This window comes from Pseudomonas sp. PAMC25584, from assembly GCF_058135675.1.
Window position 1 is genome coordinate 3,264,085 of the sequence record NZ_CM176870.1, and the last position, 21,533, is coordinate 3,285,617.

Below are 21,533 nucleotides of genomic sequence, written 5' to 3' on the forward strand. Positions count from 1 at the left end.
CGACTTGGCAGTATTTGAGAAAAACGGGAGCGTCACACATCCGGTTATGAAGGGATAACCCGAGCTCCAGGGATGGCAAGCAGTGTGGTCAGCGCGCTATCCAACTCACCGATTAGCCTGTCGATATCGGCATCACTTGTCTGTGGACAGCACAGGGTCATGTTGTGAAAAGGCGTGATCAGGATTCCGCGGTTGATTAGATACAGGTGCAGCGCCATTTGAAGGCTGTCATGAAAAGCCGCCTCGGCTTGCGCACCGGTTCTGGGCGAGGTGGCACAGAATTGAAACTCACAACGAGCCCCCAACTCGGTGACAGACCAGTTCAGTTGGTGCCGCTTGAACAACGCTCGAAATCCCTGCGCCAGTCTTGAGGCCAGGGGCAGCATGTGCTGGTAGGCAGCCTCTGTCATGACCTCTTCAAGACTGACGCGCATGCAACGCATCGCCAATGCGTTGGCGGACAGCGTCGTTCCCATACCGCTGTGGCCATGCCCGTCGCTCTCTTCGCTGATGGTCTCCTGCGCGTGCTGCATGGCCAACGCAACGTGCTCGGTCACGCCAAACACAGCGCAAGGCACGCCACCTGCGATGGGTTTACCCACCACGAAAAAGTCGGGTTTCAAATCCCATTGGCGAGTGCATCCACCGATGCCGGTAGAAATAGTGTGGGTCTCATCAATGATCAGCAGGCTGCCATATTTATGGGTCAACTCTCGGCACTTTTGCATGAATCCCGGATCTGGCAGGACCATGCCTATGTTCGTCATCGCCGGCTCGCACATCAGCGCGCACACATCGCCCTGGGCTAACGCAGCTTCCAGTGCGGCGACATCGTTGAAGGGGATAGATCGACTGTATTGGGTCAAGTCGTAGGCTTGGCCCACAAGACCCGAACGATGCACTGTTTTGCCGTCGCGGTACCGCACCATCACGTCATCCACCGTGCCGTGATAGCAGCCGTCGAACACCAGCAACACATTGCGTTGGGTGATAGCTCGCGCCCAGCGCAGAACATAACGATTGGCGTCAGTAGCGTTGGCGGTGACCTGCCAATAAGGCAGCCCAAATCGCTGAGCCAGCAACTCGCCGCAGAGCACCGCGTCTTCGCCAGGCAGCATCGTGGTCAAGCCATTATTTGCCTGCTCGGCTACGGCGCGGGCAATAGGATCGGGTGAATGGCCAAACATCGTGCCGGTGTCGCCCAGGCAAAAGTCAATGTACTCATGATCGTCAACATCGGTGAAGCGTGCGCCTTTGGCGCGCTGGACGAAGAGCGGCGACGGCATCGACCAATCGCTCATCCAGTGCATGGGAACACCGTTGAACAGATTCGCCTTGGCACGCTGGGCCAGCGCCATTGACGTTGGGTTGTTTTCTATAAAACGGGCACGCTCGGAGGCAGTAAAAGCAGCAATTGCTGATTCAGAAATTCCACTTCTCGACATGATCAAAACCCTATATTAACTATTACATTGATTAAAAGTCGTCGCCAGCCAGATAGAAAACAATCCATCGCCACATTTATTCCCCTATCGGTTTGCGTACAGCAGGAAACAGCGCCCCAACAACTTATAGCTCAGGCGCTCGCCATCAATATTTTTAGCGTGGATTAACTCATACCCGGGTATATTGCAGTTAACGCAGAAAACCTTACTTTGGATTATTAATTTATCCCGCTGAACTCCCTCATCTTTAGAGGATAAACCGAGGTGATTTAAAATCAGGCTTGAGGTGCTTTGTTCTCGACCAGACAGTTCCCGCCATCCACCACAAGGACTTCACCCGTGATGTAACTGGCGTCAGGCGACGCCAGGAATGCAACCGCCGCCGCCACTTCGCGGGGGCTGCCCGCCCGCCCTATTGGGGTGAAGCGCCCCGCCTCTGCTTCAACGGGCGTGGTTGAACCGGTGGTGATCCATCCGGGAGCCACGCTGTTTACAGTAACCCCCTGCTTGGCGACTTCAAGTGCAAGTCCCATGTTCATACCGACCATCGCGGCCTTAGCGGCGCTATAAGCGGCTTCGCCCGGATTGCTCCCCCGGGTGCCCGTGGTGGAACTAATATTGACAATGCGCCCGTAACTTCGCGCCCGCATACCTGGCAAAACGGCTCGGGTTAGAAGAAAAGCCGTGGTTAAGTTTCTTGCCAGTGAAAGATTCCACTCATGCAGCTCCATAGTTGCCAATTCCGAGAAAACCTCAGGGTTTCCTTGCATGGCCATACCGGCGTTATTCACCAGGATATCGACCCGCCCCCAGACTGACTCTGCCCAGAGGCCGAATTCACGCACCTGGCTTTCATCGGTGAGGTCAGCTGGCCGACCTTCAACTTCAAACCCTTCGAGGCGTAGCTCTTTAACCCGATCCACGATGCGGCTGCTGCTGGCGGTGACGATCAACTTCGCCCCAGATGCACCCAGCCTGCGAGCGATCGCCATACCAATGCCAGCTTCACTTCCAGCACCACTGACCAGTGCCACATGCCCCATCAAATCGGTATTTAACATGGTGTTCCCCACGTACTTAATTTGTAATAGGAGTGGAAATTAGGCTAATGAATCTGATAAATAAAGACGATCATTATCAGAAAATCTGACAACCACGATGGCATTTACCAGCGAGTCACTTAAAATTTTCCTTTCGGTCGTGGACAGCGGCTCCTTTTCAGCCGCAGCCCGAAAGTTAGGCCGGGTTCCCTCCGCTATCAACATGGCAGTGTCACAGCTTGAAGCAGAGCTGGATCTGTTGCTTTTTGATCGATCAACCCGCAAAGCCATTCCGACCGCAGCCGCCAAAGCACTTGAGCCCCAGGCAAGACAGGTCGCGAGCCAGTTAAACCTGCTGGACGCGCATGCCCTCCAGCTTCATCAGGGGTTGGAGGGGCGCTTGGTCCTTGCGATGGCACCGGAGCTACAAACAGGCGTGTGGAATCGTCCGCTGTCCATTATCGCCAAAGAGTTTCCCACGCTTGAAATCGAGATTCGCTCCGCTTCCCATCCGGAGGCGATTCGCATGCTCCATGAAGGACGTGTGCAATTGGCACTAGGATTTGAACGACCAGGGCTTGACGAGCGGGAGACGTTTCTTGAAGCGGGGAGCCAGTTGTTAGTCGCAGTTGCCTCTCCAGATCATCCTGCGGCCGCCGGCAAGAAAAGCCCTTTGGGTGAAGAGCAACTGGTGGACGTTCGGCAGATCATAGTTGCGACTGGAGGACCTACAGACTCTGACCCACGCGTTGTACTGTCGCGGCGGATTTGGCTCAGCGACAGTTATCTGGCAACGCTGGATCTGGTGCAGCAAGGATTGGGCTGGGCTTATCTTCCACAGCCGCTGGTACAACCGCTACTCACTTCGGGCGCATTGACGGAGGTGGTGTTTGACAACATGCCAAGTCAGATGCGGTTATGGGTCGACATCATCTGGGTAAAGAACCGACCTCTGGGGCTGGGAGCGCGTCGTTACCTGAGTCTGATGCGCGAAATTGCCGAGGGCGAGCCTCGTCGTACTTGAGAAGTAAACAATTTTGGGGGGGTTAGTGGCCACCAACGGCCTCCTCTGGCATGACGCGCCCCATCAACCTCTCACGCATCGCAGGTATCGTCCTCGAGATCAACCCAAGGTTCTGCCTTGCACCGCATGGCGGCATCCTCCAGTTGCCGCCGTTCGTTGCTGACTCAAGGTCTCAAGGGCTCAGCAAATTCTCGGCAATTGTTCACCCGACAACCAGTCCACCACCCTACGCCCGCCGAATCGGGTCTGCATCTGCACAAAACCGTGCGCGTCTTCAAGCACCGTGCCGATACGTACCGCATGTTCGCCCAAAGGGTTGCGGCGCATGCAGTCGAGCAGCGGCTGGGCGTCTTCTTCGGCGCAGATTGCGATGAGCTTGCCCTCGTTGGCGATGTACAGCGGGTCCAGGCCCAACAGTTCGCAAGCGGCTTCGACCTGTGGCTGAACAATAATCGCCGCTTCGTCCAACAGCATGCCGACGCCGGATTGACCGGCAATTTCGTTCAGCGTGGTCGCCAAACCGCCTCGGGTCGGGTCGCGCAGTACGCGCAGGTCGGGAGCGACCGCGAGCATCTGCGCCACTAAGCCATGCAGTGCCGCACTGTCTGAGAGGATTTCGGTTTCGAACTCAAGCCCCTCTCGCTTGGACATGATCGCCACGCCGTGTTCGCCGATGCTGCCGGACACCAGGATCGCATCGCCGGGACGTGCGCGATGCCCGCCGGTGTCGACCCCATTGGGGATAATGCCAATGCCGGTGGTGCTGATGAACACGCCGTCGCCACTGCCGCGTTCCACGACTTTGGTGTCGCCGGTGATGATCGGCACCCCGGCATCACGGGAGGCGCGGCCCATCGATTCGACGATGCGCTTGAGGTCGGCCAGGGCAAAGCCTTCCTCGATGATGAAGCTGGCTGAGAGATAAAGCGGCCGTGCGCCGCCCATGGCGACGTCGTTGAGGGTGCCATGCACGGACAAACTGCCAATGTCGCCACCGGGGAAAAACAGCGGCGACACCACGTGCGCGTCGGTGGCCATGACCATGCGTTCGCCGGGTTTGAGTTCGACGCTGAAGGCGGCGCCATCGTTGCCCTGGCGCAACCACGGGTTGTCGAACGCAGCAACGAACAGCTCTTCAATCAGTTGCGCCGACGCACGACCGCCAGCACCGTGGCCCATATCGACCACGCCGTCGCGAAAATTGAGGGGGCGTACATAACCGCGTTTTACGGGAGAGCGGCCGGTCATACTGCAACAACCTCGATGTCTTTATAGCGCCCGTAGGCATAGTGAGCGGCGCAGGCGCCTTCGTTGGAGACCATGCACGAACCCATGGGGTTTTCCGGGGTGCATACGCTGCCGAACAGGCGGCAGTCCGTGGGCTTTTTCTGGCCGCGCAGGATCGGCCCGCATTCGCAGGCTTTGTTATCGGCCACGGCGCGGTAATGCAGGTCGAAGCGTTTTTCTGCATCGAAGGCGGCGAATTCCGCGCGAATGCGCAAGGCGCTGAACGGCACCTCGCCAAGCCCGCGCCATTCAAAGCTCTCACGCAGTTCGAAGATTTCGTCCATCAATGTCAGGGCGGCGCTGTTGCCATTGCGGCCCACGGCGCGGACGAATTCGTTTTCGACCTCGGCACGCCCTTCGTTGACCTGACGCACCAGCATCAAAATCGCCTGTATGACATCCAGCGGCTCGAAACCGGCAATCACCACCGGCTTGCGGTATTGGCGGGCGAACTCGGCGTAGGGTTCGGAGCCAATGATGATGCTCACATGCGCCGGGCCGACAAAGCCGTCCAGTTCTACCGCCGCCGCATCTTGCCCGGGAGCGGCAAGAATATGCTCGATGGCCGCCGGGGTCAGTACATGGCAGCACAAGACGCTGAAGTTTTTCAGGCCGCGAGCGGCGGCGTCGCGGATCACCAGCGCGGTCGGCGGCGTGGTGGTTTCGAAACCAATGGCCAGGAACACCACTTCACGCTCGGGGTTGGCCTCGGCGATTTTCAGCGCATCGCTGGGCGAGTAGATCATGCGGATATCCGCGCCTTGTGCCTTGGCGCGCAGCAGCGAGAGGCCACCGGACGCCGGCACGCGCAGGGTATCGCCGTAGCTGCAGAGGATCGCTCCGTCCTCCAGCGCCAGCTTCACCGCCAGGTCGATACGCCCAATCGGCAAGACGCACACCGGGCAGCCGGGGCCATGGATCATGCGCACATTGGCGGGCAGCAAATCGCTCACGCCGTAACGCGATATCGCATGGGTGTGGCCGCCACAGAACTCCATGAAGCGGTATTGGCGTTCAGGCTGGACTTCGTTGCGGATACGCTCGGCAATGCGTTGCGCCAGTTCGCCGTCGCGGTATTCATCGATGTACTTCATAGGGCTTCCGGTTGCAGGCGGTCCAGCTCTTCGAACATTTCCAGGGTCCGCAGGGCTTCTTGCGGGTCGATCAAACCAAGGGCGTACCCGACGTGGACGATCACGTAGTCGTCGAGCTTGGCTTGCGGCACCAGCGCGAGGGAGATTTCCTTGCGGATACCCCCCAAGTCGACGAGGGCGTTACCGCCGTCGCGTAACTCGATGACGCGTGCGGGAATGGCTAGGCACATGCTTGAGACTCCTCCAATGGCAAGGCGGGTTGGCGCTGCGGGTCGCGCCAGTGCGCGGCAACCCAGGCTTGACCCAGGGCCAGCCCAGCATCGCCGCAAGACACGGCCTGCGCGCTGAAAACCGCTAAGCCCTTGGCGGTCAATCGTTGCGTGAGCCGGGCACTGAGCAGGCGATTGGCAAAGCAACCGCCCCCGAGCAGCACCGGCAGCGTGGTGGATTGGCGCTCGATCCAGTCGGCGAGCGCGGCGGCCAGCGTCAGGTGAAACAGCGCCGCGCCCTCCGCGCTGCGTGCGCCGTCGGCGAGCTCGAACAGACGGGTCAGCAGCGGTAGCAGATCGAGCACGCCGTCAGCGCGGATCTGCCACAGGCCGTCGATGGCGGGCTCGGCGTGGGCTGCCAGGTATTCAGCGGCCAGACGCTCCAGGGCAATGGCCGCTTCGGCTTCGAATTGTTGACGCACGCTGATGCCGAGAATCCCGGCCGCGGCATCGAACCAGCGTCCGGCACCGCTACTCGGCGGGCAGTTGAGAGTGCGCGCGAGCATCTGCGCGACCGTGTTGGCGCTTTGTTGGCCGACCAGCGGCCCGAGACGGCTGAGGATTTCATCCTCGCGCCCCAGCAGGTGCAACGCCGCAGCGGCCAAGCGCCAGGGTTCGCGGGCGGCCACATCGCCACCGGGCAGCGGCAGTGGCAATAGATAGCCGAGCCGGCGCCAGGCATCGCTGGCCACCCAGAGCAACTCGCCGCCCCAGGCCGCGCCATCGCTGCCAAGGCCGACGCCATCCAGCGCCAGCCCGAGTACCGGGCCGTCGAGGCCATGTTCGGCCATCAACGCGGCAATGTGCGCGTGGTGATGCTGCACCGCCACGGCGGGCACGTTGAGTTGTTCCGCCAGCGTCACCGCCAGTTGCGAGCTATAGAAATCCGGGTGCAGGTCGTGGGCGATGGCCTGCGGCGTGATTTCAGCGCACGCCAACAGAGCGTCCAGCGACGCCGTCAGGTCCAGGCAGCTTTGCGGGTCGCCCAAGTCACCGTGCAGCGGCGACCACAGCACCTGATCGCCCTGCACCAGGCAGGCGGTGTTCTTCAGCCACGCGCCACAGGCCAGCACCGGCGGCCAGACCTGCGCGCCGGGCAGTTTTTCGCTACGCATGCGGGGCCTCCGTCTGACCTTTGAGGCGGGCCAGTTCAGCTTCCAGCTCGGCGATGCGCGCGGCGCGTCGGTCAATCTCGGGGGCGCCGGCCAGCAACCAGTCGAGCCAGGCATCCAGCCCGGTGCCGTCGCGGGCGCTGAGCTGGATGATCTGGATCTGCGGGTTGACCTGTCGCGCGTAGTCCAGGCAGCGCTGCACGTCGAAATCCAGGTGCGGCAACAGGTCGATCTTGTTGAGGATCATCAGGCGCGCGGCGGCGAACATGTCCGGGTACTTGAGGGGTTTGTCTTCGCCCTCGGTCACCGACAGGATCGCCACTTTGCCCGCCTCGCCCAAATCCCATAGCGCGGGGCAGACCAGATTGCCGACGTTCTCGATGAACAGCATGCCGGCCGGCTCGCTGGCGTCATGGGCGCGGTGGCTGTGTTGATGCTGTTGAGTATGAACGTGGGCGTGAGGCTGCTGATCAACGTGGCTATGCACAGGCGACTGATGCGCGTGACCGGCTGCATGCAGCGCGTCATGCAGCGGCAGGCGGCTGTAGGCTTCGGTGATCATCCGGGCGTCGAGGTGGCAGCCTTTGCCGGTGTTGATCTGGATCGCAGGTACGCCGGTTTCGCGGATGCGCTCGGCGTCGTGACGGGTTTGCTGATCGCCCTCGATCACCGCCAGCGGCAAGTCGGCGCGGCGCTGGCGCAGGGCCATGAGGGTGCTGCACAGCAGCGTGGTCTTGCCGGAACCGGGGCTGGACACCAAGTTGAGGGCCAGTACGCCGTGGGCGGTGAAGTTTTCCCGGTTGCGCGCGGCGTGCCGGTCGTTTTCGCCGAGTATGTCTTGCTCCAGCCGGATGGTGCGGGCCTGGCTCATGCCGGGCACTGAAACCCGCGCCTCACCCGCGCCGTAATGCAGGTCGCCGGTAGCGTCGACGCGCACATCGCTATCGGTGGCTGGCGCTTCGGTCTTGTCGTGTGAATGCCCGGTTCCGCAACCGCAGACGACGCACATGGTGTACCTCCAAAATCAAACGATTAATGATCCTCGACCTGCAGGTCGAGGATGCGCAGTTCAGTACCGCCGGTAGGTTGCAGCCAGAAACCGCCGCACTGCGGGCAGCCGGCGCCACGCTCGGTCAGCGGCACGCTAATGGCGCAATCCAGGCACCAGGCCTGGCCCGGGGGTTGTTCAATATCGATTTGCGCACCGGCCAGCAAGGTGCCTGGTGCCAGTGCTTCAAGGGCAAAACGCAGCGCCTCGATTTCAACGCCAGCCAGCTTGCCGGCTTCCAGGCGCAAGCGGCTGACCCGCACGAACGGATCGCGCCTGGCCGCCGCCTCGACGGCGCTGAGAATGCCGCCCGCCAGACTCACTTCATGCATGAATAATCTCCTCGCTCGGTGCGGCTTCAAGCTCGAGGGTGAAGCCGATGCAGGGGTCGAAGGCCGCCATCAACAGTTCAGCGCGACGTCGGGTGCGCGGATCGCTGGCGGACAGCTTCGCCAAGCCCTGGGCCAGCGTGCCTTGGGGATGAAGGTTCCATTCGGTCGGCGCGACGACCTGATAGTCGCTGATCAACACACCGGCATTCATTCGCTCCAGACAGACCCGGTGCAGCAGCAGACCACGCGAGGTTTCGCTCCAGGCCAACGCCTCGTTGGGCCCCAGCGCCAATGCGCCGAGTGCCAAACCACTGGACTGTGGCAGCGAGAGCCGCGCCAGTTCGGCGAGACGCGCACCTAGCCGCAACCAGACGCTGGCGTAGCGTTGTGGCTCCGCCTCGCGCTTGCGGGTCCAACTGCCCGTCTCACAGGGTAGCCCTAAGGCCACCGGATGCAACGCGAAATCGCTGGCCTGCCGCAGTTGTTCGGCCACCGCGTGCAGCGCTTGGGTGTTGCCGGCCAGTGTCAGGGCATGCACTGGCAGTTGCAGGGCATGGGCCTCGTCGCGGCACTCGGCCAGGGCGTGCGCCAGCCAATGCGCGCTGCGTTGGCTCCAGTCATTGAGCGCGCTGAACGGCTCGGCGTCCCATTGCTCAAGCCATTGCGCCGCCGATTCGCCCAGCCAGGCCTGCATCGCCTGTTGCGGGGCGTGCTCCCAGGCATGCAGTTGGCTGAGATCGGGGCGCACCGGCGGGTTACCCAACAACTGCGGCCATTCGAGCAGCATACGCCGCAGATGCTCGCGGCGGGTTTCGGCCTCCAGCATGCGCTGGGCGTTTGGGTCGATGGGTGTTTCGCCGTGCAGTGCGGTGTTGACGGCTAACTCTGCGGTCAAACGGTGCGCTTGCCCGCACAGGCTATAGAGCAACGGCAAGTGGTGCGCGGCGGTCTGTGGCGGCTGGCCGCGCAACAACGTAGCGGCCAACGCCGGGCGGCTGCCGACAATGGCGGGCTGCTGACCGGGACGCACCCGCAATGAGCCGCTGAGCCGCGCCAGGGTTGCCGTGGCGGTCATTGCGCGCCCCCGGACCCGCGTCCGAACAACAAGCCACGGCGGCTGATGGCCGGGCGTTCGGGTGGGCGTTCGGGCGCGTCCCGCAACAACGCCAGCACCTGTTCGGCGGTTTGCCGGGCCGCGTCCTGATCGGCGAATTCAAACATCGGTGAAAACAGCGAACAGCTCTCGTAGCCACCAATGTCTTCACCGTCTGCGCCAATAAAGCTCAGGCACTGGCCACCAAATTGATGCTCCCCTGACGCACCCTGGGCCAGGATTGTATCGGTGTTCTCCGGCACCCAGATCAGGTTCATGAACCAAGGGGTGATCAGAATGCCGAGCACCCCGGTTGCCGCGTTTTCCCCAGCGATTTGCGCACTAAAGCCTAACGCCTCGACCACCAGTTGCTGATTGAGAAACGGCAACCCACGCATGCGTGTATCGGCGATGCCCTGGAAGTGCGCGCACAGGGTTCGTGCCTGTTGCGCCGGGCAGTCTTGCCACTCAGACAGGTTCATCGATCACCATGAACTGCTCAGCATCGCCATCGCAATTCGGGCAACGCCAATGGTCCGGCAATGCGGAGAACGGCGTGCCGGGCTCAATCTGCCAGACCGGGTCGCCTTCGCGCGGGTCATACACCCACCAGCAGATTTTGCATTCCAGGCGGGTGGCGTCGCTGATACGGGCGTTGTCGCCGCCGTAGCTGCCTTCGAAGCTGGTTTTTTCGTTCATCTTGACCTCACTGCCCTTCGAACCACTGGATAACGTCTTCGAAGCGCTCCAGCGAGTCGGCCAGGTCTTCGGGGGCGGCGCAGATCACTTCCGGCAGGTCGGTGATTTCGATGGTGTCGAGGATTTGCGCATCCTGTGAGTTGAAGTACGTGATGCGCCAGCAGTTCTGGACCCGGGTCGCGCTGATCAGGCAATTGCCATAGCCACGGGCCAATGCGCGCACGGGGCCGGCGGGCAGATAGGTGTCGAGGAACGCGATGTCTTGTTCGGACAACGGCAGTAAGGTCAGGTTGATGACATGCACCTGATCGCCGGGTTGCCAGTGTTGGCTGCGGTCTTGGACTTCGGTCAGGATCGCCGGGGCGTTCATGACGCCGAGCGGCAACGGGGACGACAAGTCGAAATCCGCTGGCCGGGCCGCAGCGCGAGCATTGCCGCGCAGTTGTGTGGGCGCCGCGCCCACCTCGACGTGATCGTAGCCCTGGCCGTAGATGCGCCAAACGCCGGCGAAGATCGATTCCTGGATGCGCAACGACGGCTGCGCGGCAATGATCGCGCTGACTTCACCTTCGCCCAGCAATTGGTCGAGCAGCTTGCGGTCGCCGATTTCCAGGCCACTGAGGTCGACGCTTTGCGTGGTCAGGCCGTTATTGCAGTCGCGCAGGCATTGCAGCAGCTGTTGCAAGGCTTGCCGAGCGCCGGGCAGCGCCGCAAGCTCTTCAGGTTCGGGCAGCACCGGAATGCTATGGGTATACATGCCCTGAGGCATGCTGATGTATTCGAGCACGTCCTCATCGTCAGGTTGCGAGCCGGGGCCGATATCTACCACGGGGATGTAGTTCAGCGGATCGAACTCCACGGCGTGGCTTTGCGCATCGCGGTTATTGGCATCGTGGTTCATTGGCAACCTCCGGAGGCGCTGACCGGGGCACCGGCCAGCAATGGGATGCGCGCATTGCTTTGGCTCACGGCACTGTCCGCCAGGCGCAGGTATTCGTCCCAGTCGAGCATGCCGCTGAAGGTGGTGACGTAACCGGCATCACGCAGCCAGACCAGCGACGGCCAGCGGCGCACGGCAAAGCGCGCGGCGACGGCGTCTTCATCGGCGCGACTGACCACGCCCAGGCGCAGGGTCACGTGGTGGCGGCGCGCAATTTCCATGCGCAGTTCCGGCAACACCACGGCCACGTCCAGGCATTCGGGATGGCGTACCGGGTCACCGCACAGCAGCAACAGGCAGTCGCCGCCTTCGGCAAGCCAGGCGTCGAGGTTATCGGCGTCGATCCAGGCCGCGTCGAATTGCTCCACCAACCGGCTGATCAAGGCCGGGATGGCGGGCGTCGCGGGAATAGGCGCCATGAAAACAGCGGAGTCGCTCATGTGGGGTCCTTGACTGACTGTTGAGGTGGGGTGAGCGCAGCAGGCTCAAGGGTTGGCGATGCGTGGCCGAGCAAGGCGGCCAGTTGCCCGGCGCTCATTGCCGAGGGCAAGCTGAAACCCGGCGCGCTGTCTGGCTGCGGAGCCGTGCCGAACAGGGCCTCTTCGAGCAGGCGCAGGGTTGAGTCGATTTCACCGGCGCGTTGGGCGTCGAGGCGCTCACGTGCAGCGTCGAGAAAGATCAACAGCCAGTCGCCGACCGCACACGGGCCGACCAGTGAGAGGTCGATGCGCCGTTCTTCGCCGTTGCGGTCGCGGCAGCGGGCAAAGCCCAACTCGGCCTCGATCACTTGCATAGGCAGTCCGATGCACATATCAGGCGCGCCTGGCGAGGATGCGTTCGTCGCCGATCCGGCAGGCTTGCTGTTCGGACGGACGTTCGTTTTCGTAGCGTTGCAGCTCAAGGTGCGGCAGTGTCACGGCCTCTTCGCCCGCGAGCGGCGTAGCGCGTTTTTGCGGCGCCGCGCCCCAACTGTCGAGCACGCGCAGCGCCTCATCCAGCGCGCCTTCCATGGCGGCCCTGACGCTGGCGCGCAGGCTGCCGCCGTAGTCCATCATGTTTTCCGGCTGGCAACCGATCAGCAACACCCGTGTTGGGTAGTGGCCGGTCAATTGCGCGAGCATCAGCACTTCCTGAAAGCCGGTCTGGTGCAGGCTGAGCTTTTTGATGCCGAGGAATTTGGGGACATCGTCGTCGGCGATGAACTTCAGTTCGCCAGGCGTGAGGTTGTAGTCCACGGCGTCGAAAATCAGCAGGTAATCGGCTTGCTGAACATGTTGGATCAAGTACAGGCCTTGCGTGCCGCCATCGATCAGCGCCACGTTGTCGGCGAACTCATAACGCTGTTGCAAGGCTTCGACGCAACGCACGCCGAAGCCTTCGTCGGCCCACAAAAGATTGCCGATGCCCAGCACAGTGATCTGCGGCAGTGTCGGTTGGAGAGGACTCATGGCGGTTTCTACCAATGTGGTCATTTTTTAAAAGTCTTGTAGCCGGAAATCATTGACCCGACCAAGCTCAGGCGCCCGTTGATTTCTTCGCGCACGGCGGCATAGATGTGGGACATGACGAATAGCACAATCACCCACATGCCCAAGTGATGCAGGACATGCACATTGTTGGATTGCCCCAGCAGCGGCAGCACCCAACCGAAGGTGCGTTCCTGCCACGAGCCCATTTGCGCGCCTTCGCCATACAGCGCAAAGCCGGTCAGGATCATGAACAGTGAGGTCAGCAAGAAGATGAAAAACATCGCGAAACGCGACAGCGGGTTGTGGCCGAACATCGGTGTTGGAGTAGGCCCGATAAACAGGTAGTAGCGCATCCAGGCGCTCATGTCGGCCCAGTACGCCTTGCTGGTCAGCGGCACCGAGAACAGTTCGCGGGCATGATGATTGCCCACCAGCGCCCAATAGGCGCGCCCGATCATGGCGAGGGTGAAAATGTAGGCCGCGCTGAAATGCGCAAAGCGGATGTAGCCCATCACGAAATGCTCGCTGGCTTCGCCCGGCTGGGTGGCCAGCGGCGAGCCAATCAAGTAGCCGGTGATGGCCAGCACCACAATGCAGGCGGCATTGATCCAGTGCCACAGGCGCACGGGCGCCTCGTACACGTATTCCGACTGGTCGACGGGGCTTTGAGTAGGTTGGGTCATAGCGTCACCTTTGGATGGGCAGGCGCCGTAGCGCCTGCCAATTGCAGCGTTGAACAAGCGATCAACTGACCTTGACTGTGCTCAGCTCCGCGCCGTCCTCGCTCATCACGTGGGTGGCGCAGGCCATGCACGGGTCGAAGGAGTGCAACGTGCGCAGGATTTCCACAGGCTGATCGGGGATCGCCACCGGCGTGTTCATCAGCGCGGCTTCGAAAGCCCCGATCTGGCCTTTGGCGTCACGCGGGCTGCCATTCCAGGTGCTCGGCACGACGCACTGGTAGTTCTCGATCTTGCCGTCCTTGATCCGAATCCAGTGGCCCAATGCGCCGCGTGGCGCGGCAACGATGCCGACCCCTTTGGCTTCAGCAGGCCAGGTGGACGGGTCCCACTTTTCGACGTTGGCGGTGGCGCGGTCGCCGTTGCGGATGTTGGTCATCAACTCGTTCCAGTCGTCGACCATCATTTCTGCGCAGTACTCGGCTTCCAGGGCGCGGGTCAGGGTTCGGCCAATCGTGCTTGGCAACAGTTGTTTGGCACTCAGGTTGGTTTCCGCCAGGCCCAGGGCTTTTGGCAAGTCGTGGTTGACGGCTCGCAGCGAACCTTCCAGTTGCTCCTTGACCCGTTGGCAATGCGGGTTGCCTTTAAGGGCGTGGGCATAGCCCAGGATGTAACGCGCCAAAGGCCCGACTTCCATGGCATGGCCGCGCCAGCGCGGGGATTTGACCCACGAATACTTGGCGCTTTCGTCGACTTCTTCGATGTTGGTACGGGTGCCCTTGGTCTTCGCGCCCAGCTCGTAGTTCGGCTCGGTGATGCCGTCCCACGGATGCAGGCCCTTGTCGTTGTCCGGGTAGTTGTACCAGGAGTGGGTCACGAACTCCTGCACTTGCTCGGGGTCGCGAGGGTCCACGGGGAGGATTTCGTCCCAGTTGCCATTGAGGATTGCGCCGCCCGGCAATTGGTTGGTGCTGTCGTCGTAATTGACCTTGGCGTAGGTGCCGTAGTCCATCACGTTGGTCGCCGACAAACCGCCACCGTGCAGCCAGCCTTTTTGCTTGTAGATGGTGCCGATGGCCAGCACGTCCGGCACATACACGTTGCGGCAAAAGGTCAGCGCTTCATCGATGCGCGCACGCACGAAGTTCAGGCGCTCCATATTCAACGGCGCACCGGCGGCCAGATCGCCATCGATATTGATCGCGCACGGCACGCCGCCGACCAGGTAATTAGGGTGCGGGTTCTTGCCACCGAAGATGGTGTGGATTTTCACCCACTCTTTCTGCAAGTCGAGGGCTTCAAGGTAATGGGTCACGGCCATCAGGTTGGCTTCTGGCGGCAGTTGGTACGCCGGGTTGCCCCAATAGCCATTCATGAACGGCCCGAGCTGCCCGCTTTCGACGAACTTCTTCAGGCGGTTTTGTACGTCGCGGAAATAACCCGGCGACGACAAAGGGTGAGCCGGCGAAACAGTCTGCTGCAGTTCCGAGGTGCGCTTAGGGTCAGCCTTGAGCGCAGACACCACGTCCACCCAGTCCAGTGCATGCAAGTGATAGAAATGCACGGCGTGGTCATGGACTTGCAGCGTCTTGGCCATCATCTCGCGAATCAAGTGCGCGTTCGGCGGGATGCGGATGCCCAGCGCGTCCTCTACCGAGCGCACCGAGGCCAGCGCGTGGCAACCGGTGCAGACACCGCAGATTCGCTCCACGAATGCCCAGGCGTCACGCGGGTCGCGGCCCTTGAGGATGACTTCGAGGCCGCGCCACATGGTGCCGGTGGAAACGGCGTTGCGGATAATGTTGTTGGCATCGAGGTTAACCTCGACGCGCATGTGGCCTTCGATACGGGTCACAGGGTCGACAACGATACGACGGCCTGTGTTGTTGAGGTCGAAACCCTGAGTCGAATAGGTGCTCATTGGTGCTTATTCCTGTCTTGTCGCTGGGGCGTCGGGCGAGGTAGTGGGCGCCTTGCCGTTACTGGCGCGTTTGAGGGCGGTGACGGCGGCGTGGGCAGTGATCGCTGCGCCTACGGTCACGCCGGCAGCCAGGCCGATTTCATCGGCGTTCGCTTCAACGCCAAACTGGTTGATACCGGTCAGGTGCTGATAGAACGATCCCTTGTCCCAGAACCCCTCCTCCGAGCAACCGATGCAGCCATGGCCAGACTGGATCGGAAAGCTGGTGCCGCCGTTCCAACGCACGGTCGAGCAGGCGTTGTAGGTGGTCGGGCCTTTGCAGCCGACTTTGTAAAGGCAATAGCCCTTGCGTGCGGCGTCGTCGTCCCAGGACTCGACGAACTGACCGGCATCGAAGTTCGGACGGCGGTAGCACTTGTCGTGAATGCGCTGGCTGTAGAACATTTTCGGCCGGCCCTGTCGGTCCAGCTCAGGAATGCGGTCGAAGGTCAGCATGTAGGTGATCACGCCGGTCATGACTTCGGCGATGGGCGGGCAGCCCGGCACTTTGATGATCGGCTTGTCGGTGATGACCTTATGAATCGGTACGGCCTGGGTCGGGTTGGGCTTGGCGGCCTGTACGCAGCCCCAACTGGCGCAGGAACCCCAGGAGATGATCGCCTTGGCATCGCGTGCAACACGCTTCAACTGCTCGACGAAGGGCTTGCCACCAATGATGCAACTCATGCCGTCCTGGTTCAGTGGCGGGTTGCCTTCGACGGCCAGGATGTAGTTGCCCTTGTACTTGGTCATGACCTCGTCAAGGATCGCCTCGGCCTGATGCCCGGCGGCGGCCATCAAGGTGTCGTCGTAATCCAGGGAGATCATCGACAGCACCACGTCCTTGGCCAGCGGGTGCGCGGAGCGGATGAATGACTCCGAGCAGCAGGTGCATTCCAGGCCATGCAGCCAGAGGACGGGGGTGCGCGGCTTGTTCTCCATGGCCCAAGCGATTTTGGGCATGAATGCCGGGCCCAGGCCCAGCGAGGTTGCGGTCAAGGAACAAAATTTGAGAAAGCTGCGGCGCGAGATGCCTTGTCTGCGCATCACCTCGTAAAACGTTTCCATTACTTTATTTCTCCTCCCCGCGAATGTTCTTCAACGGGGGCTGCACTCGGTGTGTTGGAAATCTGTGCCTGACCAGGTGAATCAGGCGCCATGCCGTCGGCTACAAAGGCCATCAGTTCTATGGGGTGTTGAGGCTGCAGCCTGGGTCATGATTGCGACGGCGGCTGGAAACATGCGGATAACCCATGACGTTCAGTTATCTGGTAAGTACAAGACCTGTGCCATTTCGCCGCGGCGTGGATAAATTGCTTACCAATTAACTTATCCATATGTTTTTAAAGAATTTTTTATTGTTTACCGAGTGCACCGATACACGCTGTAACAAAGCTGAAATGGAATGTTTGTTTCCACTATTTATGCAGCCTGGAAACTATGTATCCGGCGGGGAAAGTGACTGGCGAGAGAACCTCGCCAGCCATTGAAAGGAAGAGAAGGCTCAGGCGGGCGTCACGTCCAGGCGGTCGTAGCCTTTGAAGCGGTAGAACAACACGGAAACGGTCCAGGTCAGGATGAATATCCCGACGATCAGGTAGCCGATCATGCCGAAGTTGTCGGTCAGCGCGGTGATGAAGTCCCACACGCCACCGTGCAGATCCCAACGCGCAGCGACCAGCCCGAGCACCTCCACCCCGCCCACCAGCAAGGCCACCAACACCGACATGGAGGTGATAGTCAGGTTGTAATAGAGCTTGCGTGCCGGGTTGACCAGTGCCCAGTGGTAAGCGCCGGTCATCATCACGCTGTCGGCGGTATCGACCAGCGCCATGCCCGCCGTGAAGAGCGCCGGGAACACCAGAATCGACCAGATCGGCAGGCTCTGCGAGGCTTGCACCGCCGCAATCCCCAGCAGGCCGATTTCAGTGGCCGTATCAAAACCCAGGCCGAACAGCAGGCCCAGCGGATAGAGGTGCCAGGGACGGCTGATCAGCCGGAACAGCGGGCGCAATAGCCGAGCAATCGGGCCGCCGCCGGTGAGTATCGCGCTCATTTCTTGTTCGCCGATTCGCTCGCCGCGGCGTACTCGGTTAAACGCCTGGTACACCGAGCGCAGGATGAGCAGGTTGATCAGCGCCACCAGCAACAGGAACGCGGCAGACACCGAAGTGCCAATCAGCCCGCCGATACCGTGAAAGGCTTCGATTTCGCTTTTGAACGCCGTGGCCGTCAGGGCGATACCGAGCGAGGCAAGGATCACCACGGTGCTGTGCCCGAGCGAGAAGAACAGGCCGACACTCGCGGTTTGTCGGCCTTCCTGGATCAGCTTGCGGGTGGCGTTGTCGATGGCGGCGATGTGATCGGCATCCACGGCATGGCGCAGGCCGAAACTGTAGGCCAGAAAAGCGGTGCCCAGCAGCAACGGGTAGTCATGGAAGGCCGTGAAAGCCCAGGCCCAGGCCAGCAGGTTGGCAGCGATCAGGCCGGCGAAAATCGCCAGGACGCGACGCTTGAACGTCATAGGCGCAGGAGCCGGTGAAACAGGATGCAAGGGCATGCGAACTCCAGAACGATGGGTTCAAGTATGAAGAAACTAAAAAACTTCATACAAACCTTGTGCCAGTTTGCATGCCGGGTGCTGCGTAGGCGGTTTTTGAAGAGACAAGCGCGTAGCTGATCGACCGCCTGACGCTCGCAGCACATGCGACTGGACAATGACTGTCCACCCGAACAGATAAGTGGACAGTGAGCTTCCAGCCTGTGTGTCGGCTTATCGGCTCAGGCGGGCCCGGCTTCGGGCAGTGTCACGGTGAACTGCGCACCACCCTCGGGGTGATTGGCGGCCACCATCCGACCGCCGGAGCGCTCAATGATGCCGTAGCTGATCGATAACCCCAGGCCCGTGCCCTTGCCCACGGGCTTGGTGCTGAAGAACGGATCGAACACCTGGCTCAGGTGTTTTTCTGCGATGCCCGCCCCATTGTCGCGCAAACGCAGCGTTACCCACCCCGGCGCCTGGGTCACATCGATCCAGACTGTCGGCAAGGCCTGGTTGGCCGCTTGCGCAGCATCGTAGGCGTTCTGCATCAGGTTCATCAGCACTTGCAGCAGTTGCCCGGCGTTACCGCGCACCGCTGGCGTGTCAACGGCCTGCCAATGCACCTGCAGATCAGGCGCGACGCCGCGACAAACCCAGTGGATGGCGCGCTCAATGACGTCATTGAGGTCGACCTCGCCCAGTGCTTCACGGTCCACGGCCGAGAAGCGCTTCAGGGCACTGACGATATCGGCAGTGCGTTGCGCGCCTTCCATGCTGCCCTCGATCAACGACGGCAAATCGCTCAGCAGAGGATCGATGCGCAGTTGTCGGCGCAAGGCTTGAAGGCCGGTTTGCGACTCGCCGTCGTGGACCGCTTGTAAATACTGCTGCAGGCGCTTGCCATAGCTGTCGAGCACATGCGCGTTGGCCAGCACAAAGCTGATCGGGTTGTTCAGTTCGTGGGCGACACCGGCCACCAGGCGCCCCAGCGAGGCCATTTTTTCCGCGTGCAACAGTTGTTGTTGGGTGCGCTTGAGCGCTTCGTGGGCCTCGTGCAGTTGGCGATACGCGTGCTTGAGCTCGCCCAGCGGTCGCCCCACCAGCACATGCCCCATAAAGCGCCCGTTGCCAGTGCTGCGCACGGTGCAACTGACATCCACGGGCACCGGCGCGCCGCTGGCGTCCCTGAAGTTGACCTCCAGCGAGGCGCTGGCGTTGGGATGGCGCAGGCTGGCGAGGGCCTGGCGCAATTGGGTTTCACTGTGCGGGTCGGCCAACAATGCATAGGCTGGGCTGCCGGACAATGACTGCTCATCGAGGCCAACCAGCGTGCGCAGCGCGCTGTTGCTCTCTTCAATGCGCCCTTCGGGGTCGCAGGCCAGCAACACGTCGGACATCGACGACAGCAGCCCGGCAATGAACTGTTGCGACTGCTCCAGTTCGACGTTCTTCTCTTCCAGGGCGATTTCGTCTTGCACCAGCTTGGAATAGACCTCGTCCATCCTGGCGATGACTTCGATCCAGGCGTCTTCGTCGAGGCTGCCGGGTGGCGGTTTACGGGCCATGGTCGTCAGCTTTTAGGGTGCAGATGCAGGTGACTGTGGGCCTGCTCGTGGGTCGCATCCGGCTCCACCGGGATCAGGTTCAGCGAGCCATGACGCACGCCGCGCTCGGCGCACACACGATGGGCGAAATCGCGCACTTCATCGGACGAGCCTTTGAGCATCAGGCTTTCCAGGCAGTTGTCGTGATCCAGATGCACATGCTGGCTGGCAATGGTCAGGTGATGATGCGCGTGTTGCAGGTCCATCACCCGTTCGGTAAGGGTGCGTGAATGGTGATCGTAAACGAAGCTCAGGTTGGCCACGCAATGCGGCGCCTGGCCCTGCTCCAGACGCGCCTGCTCGATATGCCGGCGCAAAATGTCGCGCATAGCCTCGGAACGGTTGTGGTAACCCTGGTCGCGAATCAGCGCGTCCAGCTCCTCAGCGAGGCCACGGTCCAGGGAAATGGTCAGGCGTTCCATGGGATTTCCTTTTCAATGCACCGTGCAAACCATGCACGGGTCAAAAGAGCGAACAATATGTTGCACCGCTACCGGGCTTTTTTCGCCGGGTAACACTGGAGCACCCTGCAAGGCTTGTTCCAATGCACCGGGTTGGCCCTGGGCATCGCGTGGCGAGAAGTTCCAGGTGGTCGGGGCGATGATCTGGTAGCGCGAGATTTTCCCGTGCTCCACCTCCAGCCAATGCCCCAGCGCCCCACGGGCCGCTTCGGTCAGGCCGACCGCGCGGCCTTTGTCGGGCAGTGCGGCGGCGCGGTAATACGGCTCGCCGGGGCGCAGAGCGATCAGCCAGCTTTCCATCAGCGGCACCACCTGCGCCAGTTCCAACAAACGCGCGAGCAGGCGGGTATAAACGGTTGCCGAACAGCGCGCCACGGCATCGCGCAGCAGCGGTTGGCCGGCAATCAACTGACGCGCAATGGCGCCGGTTTCGAGCACCGCGCCGGCCAGGCGAGGGGCTTTGTTCCAGGTATACGCGTCGGTTTTTTCCAGCAACGGCTGGGTTTGCCCATCGGCCGGGTGGCGCGGGCCGCCAGCGTCGTCGAGCCAGGCATGCGCACTGTCTTCACGGATGGCGTCCAGATCCAGCGGTTGCGCACACTGGGTGACGCCATCCCACAGGCCGCGCGGGAACACGCTCGAGCCATCGGCTCGCGGATACGCCCCGTAGGACAGATACAGCCCCGGCCCCGGCCCTAGATGCTCAAGCCCGGTATCCAGGGCGATGTGCAGAAACTGCCGAAAATCGCCCTGCCCCGGCGCTTCGGCATGCCAGGCCCAGAGTTGGTCCTCGCTGGTGAACGCGTTGATGCGCTCCAGCGGCGCGGCGAACAGCTCGGCTTCAAGAAACTGCCGAAACTCGCGAACGCGGGTCAGCAGGCGCAGGCGCTCGGCAGCATCAACGGCGCGCGTCGAACCACCCGGTTGGATCGAGCCGGTGTGCGGCCACTTGCCGCCGAGTGTGCCAATCAAATCCAGCCAGCGTTTGCGCGCGGAAATCGCCAGGCGCTGCTGGCTGCCCTGCAGCGGGGTAAAGCGCGCCACCGCCTCTGGATACCAAGGTCGGTCGGCGTACACCGGGCGCACGAAATCCGGCATGAAAAACAGGTAGAAATGGCTCAGGTGATCGGCAAGGTTTTCGGTGGCGGCCATCAGGTTGAGTGCCAGCAGACCGTTGTCCGGCGGCTGTACGCCGGCCAGCCCGGCCAAGGCGCGGGCGGCGGCGATCGATTGCGACACCGAGCAGATGCCGCAGATGCGTGGCGCGTAGGTCAGGGCATCGAGCGGCGCGTGTTGCAGCAGGATTTGCTCGAAGCCACGGTACATGGTGGCGTTGACCCGCGCCGACCGCACACGACCCTCTTCCACTTCCAGTTGTACTTCCAGATCGCCTTCAACCCGATTGAACGGGCCGACCACCAAACGTGACATGCA

General features: G+C 61.6%; 23 protein-coding genes. 1 reads left to right on the forward strand and 22 read right to left on the reverse strand.

Annotated elements, in window-relative coordinates; all coding sequences use genetic code 11:
- Positions 1-44: 44 nt before the first annotated feature.
- A complete protein-coding gene (locus ACS5Q8_RS14850; protein WP_465159078.1) occupies positions 45-1,445 on the reverse strand; it encodes an aspartate aminotransferase family protein in 1,401 nt (466 codons plus the stop codon).
- Between the two features lie 275 nt (positions 1,446-1,720).
- On the reverse strand, positions 1,721-2,506 hold the full coding sequence (locus tag ACS5Q8_RS14855; protein ID WP_465159079.1) for an SDR family NAD(P)-dependent oxidoreductase: 786 nt from the start codon (positions 2,504-2,506) through the stop codon (positions 1,721-1,723).
- Positions 2,507-2,603: 97 nt separating this feature from the next.
- On the opposite strand from ACS5Q8_RS14855, the gene ACS5Q8_RS14860 reads away from it, so the two are divergent.
- Complete coding sequence (locus ACS5Q8_RS14860) at positions 2,604-3,509, forward strand: LysR family transcriptional regulator (protein WP_465159080.1); 906 nt, start codon at positions 2,604-2,606, stop codon at positions 3,507-3,509.
- Positions 3,510-3,689: 180 nt separating this feature from the next.
- Here ACS5Q8_RS14860 and hypE read toward each other — a convergent pair whose 3' ends face one another.
- From hypE to ACS5Q8_RS14960, 20 genes are all read right to left on the reverse strand, one after another.
- Positions 3,690-4,757, reverse strand: coding sequence for a hydrogenase expression/formation protein HypE (hypE, locus tag ACS5Q8_RS14865; RefSeq protein WP_426099829.1), 1,068 nt, complete (start codon positions 4,755-4,757; stop codon positions 3,690-3,692).
- Positions 4,754-5,890: a hydrogenase formation protein HypD gene (hypD, locus tag ACS5Q8_RS14870; RefSeq protein WP_276193093.1), complete on the reverse strand. Its 1,137-nt coding sequence runs from the start codon at positions 5,888-5,890 to the stop codon at positions 4,754-4,756. Before hypD ends, hypE begins: the two co-directional genes overlap by 4 nt.
- Positions 5,887-6,120, reverse strand: a complete 234-nt coding sequence (locus ACS5Q8_RS14875; RefSeq protein ID WP_276193094.1) for a HypC/HybG/HupF family hydrogenase formation chaperone — start codon at positions 6,118-6,120, stop codon at positions 5,887-5,889. The genes hypD and ACS5Q8_RS14875 overlap by 4 nt, the downstream gene beginning before the upstream one ends.
- A complete protein-coding gene (locus ACS5Q8_RS14880; RefSeq protein ID WP_465159081.1) occupies positions 6,111-7,274 on the reverse strand; it encodes a Kae1-like domain-containing protein in 1,164 nt (387 codons plus the stop codon). Before ACS5Q8_RS14880 ends, ACS5Q8_RS14875 begins: the two co-directional genes overlap by 10 nt.
- Positions 7,267-8,280 (reverse strand): hydrogenase nickel incorporation protein HypB, encoded by a 1,014-nt coding sequence (hypB, locus tag ACS5Q8_RS14885; protein WP_465159082.1) that lies wholly within the window; start codon positions 8,278-8,280, stop codon positions 7,267-7,269. Before hypB ends, ACS5Q8_RS14880 begins: the two co-directional genes overlap by 8 nt.
- Before the next feature lie 23 nt (positions 8,281-8,303).
- A complete protein-coding gene (locus tag ACS5Q8_RS14890; protein WP_253395577.1) occupies positions 8,304-8,651 on the reverse strand; it encodes a hydrogenase maturation nickel metallochaperone HypA/HybF in 348 nt (115 codons plus the stop codon).
- Positions 8,644-9,726, reverse strand: a complete 1,083-nt coding sequence (locus tag ACS5Q8_RS14895; RefSeq protein WP_276193097.1) for a HoxV — start codon at positions 9,724-9,726, stop codon at positions 8,644-8,646. Before ACS5Q8_RS14895 ends, ACS5Q8_RS14890 begins: the two co-directional genes overlap by 8 nt.
- Positions 9,723-10,226 carry a [NiFe]-hydrogenase assembly chaperone HybE gene (gene hybE / locus ACS5Q8_RS14900; RefSeq protein WP_276193098.1) on the reverse strand — a complete coding sequence of 168 codons (504 nt, stop codon included), beginning with the start codon at positions 10,224-10,226 and terminating at the stop codon, positions 9,723-9,725. The genes ACS5Q8_RS14895 and hybE overlap by 4 nt, the downstream gene beginning before the upstream one ends.
- Positions 10,213-10,443, reverse strand: a complete 231-nt coding sequence (locus ACS5Q8_RS14905; protein WP_247408575.1) for a rubredoxin — start codon at positions 10,441-10,443, stop codon at positions 10,213-10,215. Before ACS5Q8_RS14905 ends, hybE begins: the two co-directional genes overlap by 14 nt.
- Before the next feature lie 7 nt (positions 10,444-10,450).
- Complete coding sequence (locus ACS5Q8_RS14910; protein WP_276193099.1) at positions 10,451-11,344, reverse strand: hydrogenase expression/formation protein; 894 nt, start codon at positions 11,342-11,344, stop codon at positions 10,451-10,453.
- On the reverse strand, positions 11,341-11,823 hold the full coding sequence (locus tag ACS5Q8_RS14915; protein ID WP_276193100.1) for a thioredoxin domain-containing protein: 483 nt from the start codon (positions 11,821-11,823) through the stop codon (positions 11,341-11,343). The genes ACS5Q8_RS14910 and ACS5Q8_RS14915 overlap by 4 nt, the downstream gene beginning before the upstream one ends.
- Positions 11,820-12,194, reverse strand: coding sequence for a HypC/HybG/HupF family hydrogenase formation chaperone (locus ACS5Q8_RS14920; RefSeq protein WP_465159083.1), 375 nt, complete (start codon positions 12,192-12,194; stop codon positions 11,820-11,822). The genes ACS5Q8_RS14915 and ACS5Q8_RS14920 overlap by 4 nt, the downstream gene beginning before the upstream one ends.
- 1 nt (position 12,195) lies before the next feature.
- Complete coding sequence (locus ACS5Q8_RS14925) at positions 12,196-12,831, reverse strand: HyaD/HybD family hydrogenase maturation endopeptidase (RefSeq protein WP_276193102.1); 636 nt, start codon at positions 12,829-12,831, stop codon at positions 12,196-12,198.
- Positions 12,832-12,851: 20 nt separating this feature from the next.
- Positions 12,852-13,535, reverse strand: a complete 684-nt coding sequence (gene cybH / locus ACS5Q8_RS14930) for a Ni/Fe-hydrogenase, b-type cytochrome subunit (RefSeq protein WP_276193103.1) — start codon at positions 13,533-13,535, stop codon at positions 12,852-12,854.
- 61 nt (positions 13,536-13,596) lie between these two features.
- Positions 13,597-15,453, reverse strand: a complete 1,857-nt coding sequence (locus tag ACS5Q8_RS14935; protein ID WP_247404769.1) for a nickel-dependent hydrogenase large subunit — start codon at positions 15,451-15,453, stop codon at positions 13,597-13,599.
- 6 nt (positions 15,454-15,459) lie between these two features.
- Positions 15,460-16,560: a hydrogenase small subunit gene (locus tag ACS5Q8_RS14940; protein ID WP_426099839.1), complete on the reverse strand. Its 1,101-nt coding sequence runs from the start codon at positions 16,558-16,560 to the stop codon at positions 15,460-15,462.
- Between the two features lie 436 nt (positions 16,561-16,996).
- Complete coding sequence (locus ACS5Q8_RS14945) at positions 16,997-18,052, reverse strand: HoxN/HupN/NixA family nickel/cobalt transporter (RefSeq protein ID WP_426099840.1); 1,056 nt, start codon at positions 18,050-18,052, stop codon at positions 16,997-16,999.
- Positions 18,053-18,273: 221 nt separating this feature from the next.
- Positions 18,274-19,599, reverse strand: coding sequence for a PAS domain-containing sensor histidine kinase (locus ACS5Q8_RS14950; protein WP_465159084.1), 1,326 nt, complete (start codon positions 19,597-19,599; stop codon positions 18,274-18,276).
- Positions 19,600-19,604: 5 nt separating this feature from the next.
- Positions 19,605-20,060: a nickel-responsive transcriptional regulator NikR gene (gene nikR, locus ACS5Q8_RS14955; protein WP_247404781.1), complete on the reverse strand. Its 456-nt coding sequence runs from the start codon at positions 20,058-20,060 to the stop codon at positions 19,605-19,607.
- Positions 20,061-20,072: 12 nt separating this feature from the next.
- Positions 20,073-21,530 carry a nickel-dependent hydrogenase large subunit gene (locus ACS5Q8_RS14960; protein ID WP_465159085.1) on the reverse strand — a complete coding sequence of 486 codons (1,458 nt, stop codon included), beginning with the start codon at positions 21,528-21,530 and terminating at the stop codon, positions 20,073-20,075.
- Between the last annotated feature and the right edge of the window lie 3 nt (positions 21,531-21,533).

Excerpts from the sequence above, each read along its gene's own strand:
- nikR (WP_247404781.1), bottom strand. The coding sequence starts at position 20,060 with ATGGAACGCCTGACCATTTCCCTGGACCGTGGCCTCGCTGAGGAGCTG.
- ACS5Q8_RS14855 (WP_465159079.1), bottom strand. The coding sequence starts at position 2,506 with ATGTTAAATACCGATTTGATGGGGCATGTGGCACTGGTCAGTGGTGCT.
- ACS5Q8_RS14920 (WP_465159083.1), bottom strand. The coding sequence starts at position 12,194 with ATGTGCATCGGACTGCCTATGCAAGTGATCGAGGCCGAGTTGGGCTTT.
- ACS5Q8_RS14935 (WP_247404769.1), bottom strand. The coding sequence starts at position 15,453 with ATGAGCACCTATTCGACTCAGGGTTTCGACCTCAACAACACAGGCCGT.
- ACS5Q8_RS14905 (WP_247408575.1), bottom strand. The coding sequence starts at position 10,443 with ATGAACGAAAAAACCAGCTTCGAAGGCAGCTACGGCGGCGACAACGCC.
- hypE (WP_426099829.1), bottom strand. The coding sequence starts at position 4,757 with ATGACCGGCCGCTCTCCCGTAAAACGCGGTTATGTACGCCCCCTCAAT.
- hybE (WP_276193098.1), bottom strand. The coding sequence starts at position 10,226 with ATGAACCTGTCTGAGTGGCAAGACTGCCCGGCGCAACAGGCACGAACC.
- hypB (WP_465159082.1), bottom strand. The coding sequence starts at position 8,280 with ATGTGCGTCGTCTGCGGTTGCGGAACCGGGCATTCACACGACAAGACC.
- cybH (WP_276193103.1), bottom strand. The coding sequence starts at position 13,535 with ATGACCCAACCTACTCAAAGCCCCGTCGACCAGTCGGAATACGTGTAC.
- ACS5Q8_RS14890 (WP_253395577.1), bottom strand. The coding sequence starts at position 8,651 with ATGCATGAAGTGAGTCTGGCGGGCGGCATTCTCAGCGCCGTCGAGGCG.
- ACS5Q8_RS14895 (WP_276193097.1), bottom strand. The coding sequence starts at position 9,726 with ATGACCGCCACGGCAACCCTGGCGCGGCTCAGCGGCTCATTGCGGGTG.
- ACS5Q8_RS14860 (WP_465159080.1), top strand. The coding sequence starts at position 2,604 with ATGGCATTTACCAGCGAGTCACTTAAAATTTTCCTTTCGGTCGTGGAC.
- ACS5Q8_RS14960 (WP_465159085.1), bottom strand. The coding sequence starts at position 21,530 with ATGTCACGTTTGGTGGTCGGCCCGTTCAATCGGGTTGAAGGCGATCTG.
- ACS5Q8_RS14880 (WP_465159081.1), bottom strand. The coding sequence starts at position 7,274 with ATGCGTAGCGAAAAACTGCCCGGCGCGCAGGTCTGGCCGCCGGTGCTG.
- ACS5Q8_RS14950 (WP_465159084.1), bottom strand. The coding sequence starts at position 19,599 with ATGGCCCGTAAACCGCCACCCGGCAGCCTCGACGAAGACGCCTGGATC.
- ACS5Q8_RS14945 (WP_426099840.1), bottom strand. The coding sequence starts at position 18,052 with ATGCCCTTGCATCCTGTTTCACCGGCTCCTGCGCCTATGACGTTCAAG.
- ACS5Q8_RS14940 (WP_426099839.1), bottom strand. The coding sequence starts at position 16,560 with ATGGAAACGTTTTACGAGGTGATGCGCAGACAAGGCATCTCGCGCCGC.
- ACS5Q8_RS14915 (WP_276193100.1), bottom strand. The coding sequence starts at position 11,823 with ATGAGCGACTCCGCTGTTTTCATGGCGCCTATTCCCGCGACGCCCGCC.
- ACS5Q8_RS14850 (WP_465159078.1), bottom strand. The coding sequence starts at position 1,445 with ATGTCGAGAAGTGGAATTTCTGAATCAGCAATTGCTGCTTTTACTGCC.
- ACS5Q8_RS14910 (WP_276193099.1), bottom strand. The coding sequence starts at position 11,344 with ATGAACCACGATGCCAATAACCGCGATGCGCAAAGCCACGCCGTGGAG.
- ACS5Q8_RS14925 (WP_276193102.1), bottom strand. The coding sequence starts at position 12,831 with ATGAGTCCTCTCCAACCGACACTGCCGCAGATCACTGTGCTGGGCATC.
- ACS5Q8_RS14875 (WP_276193094.1), bottom strand. The coding sequence starts at position 6,120 with ATGTGCCTAGCCATTCCCGCACGCGTCATCGAGTTACGCGACGGCGGT.
- hypD (WP_276193093.1), bottom strand. The coding sequence starts at position 5,890 with ATGAAGTACATCGATGAATACCGCGACGGCGAACTGGCGCAACGCATT.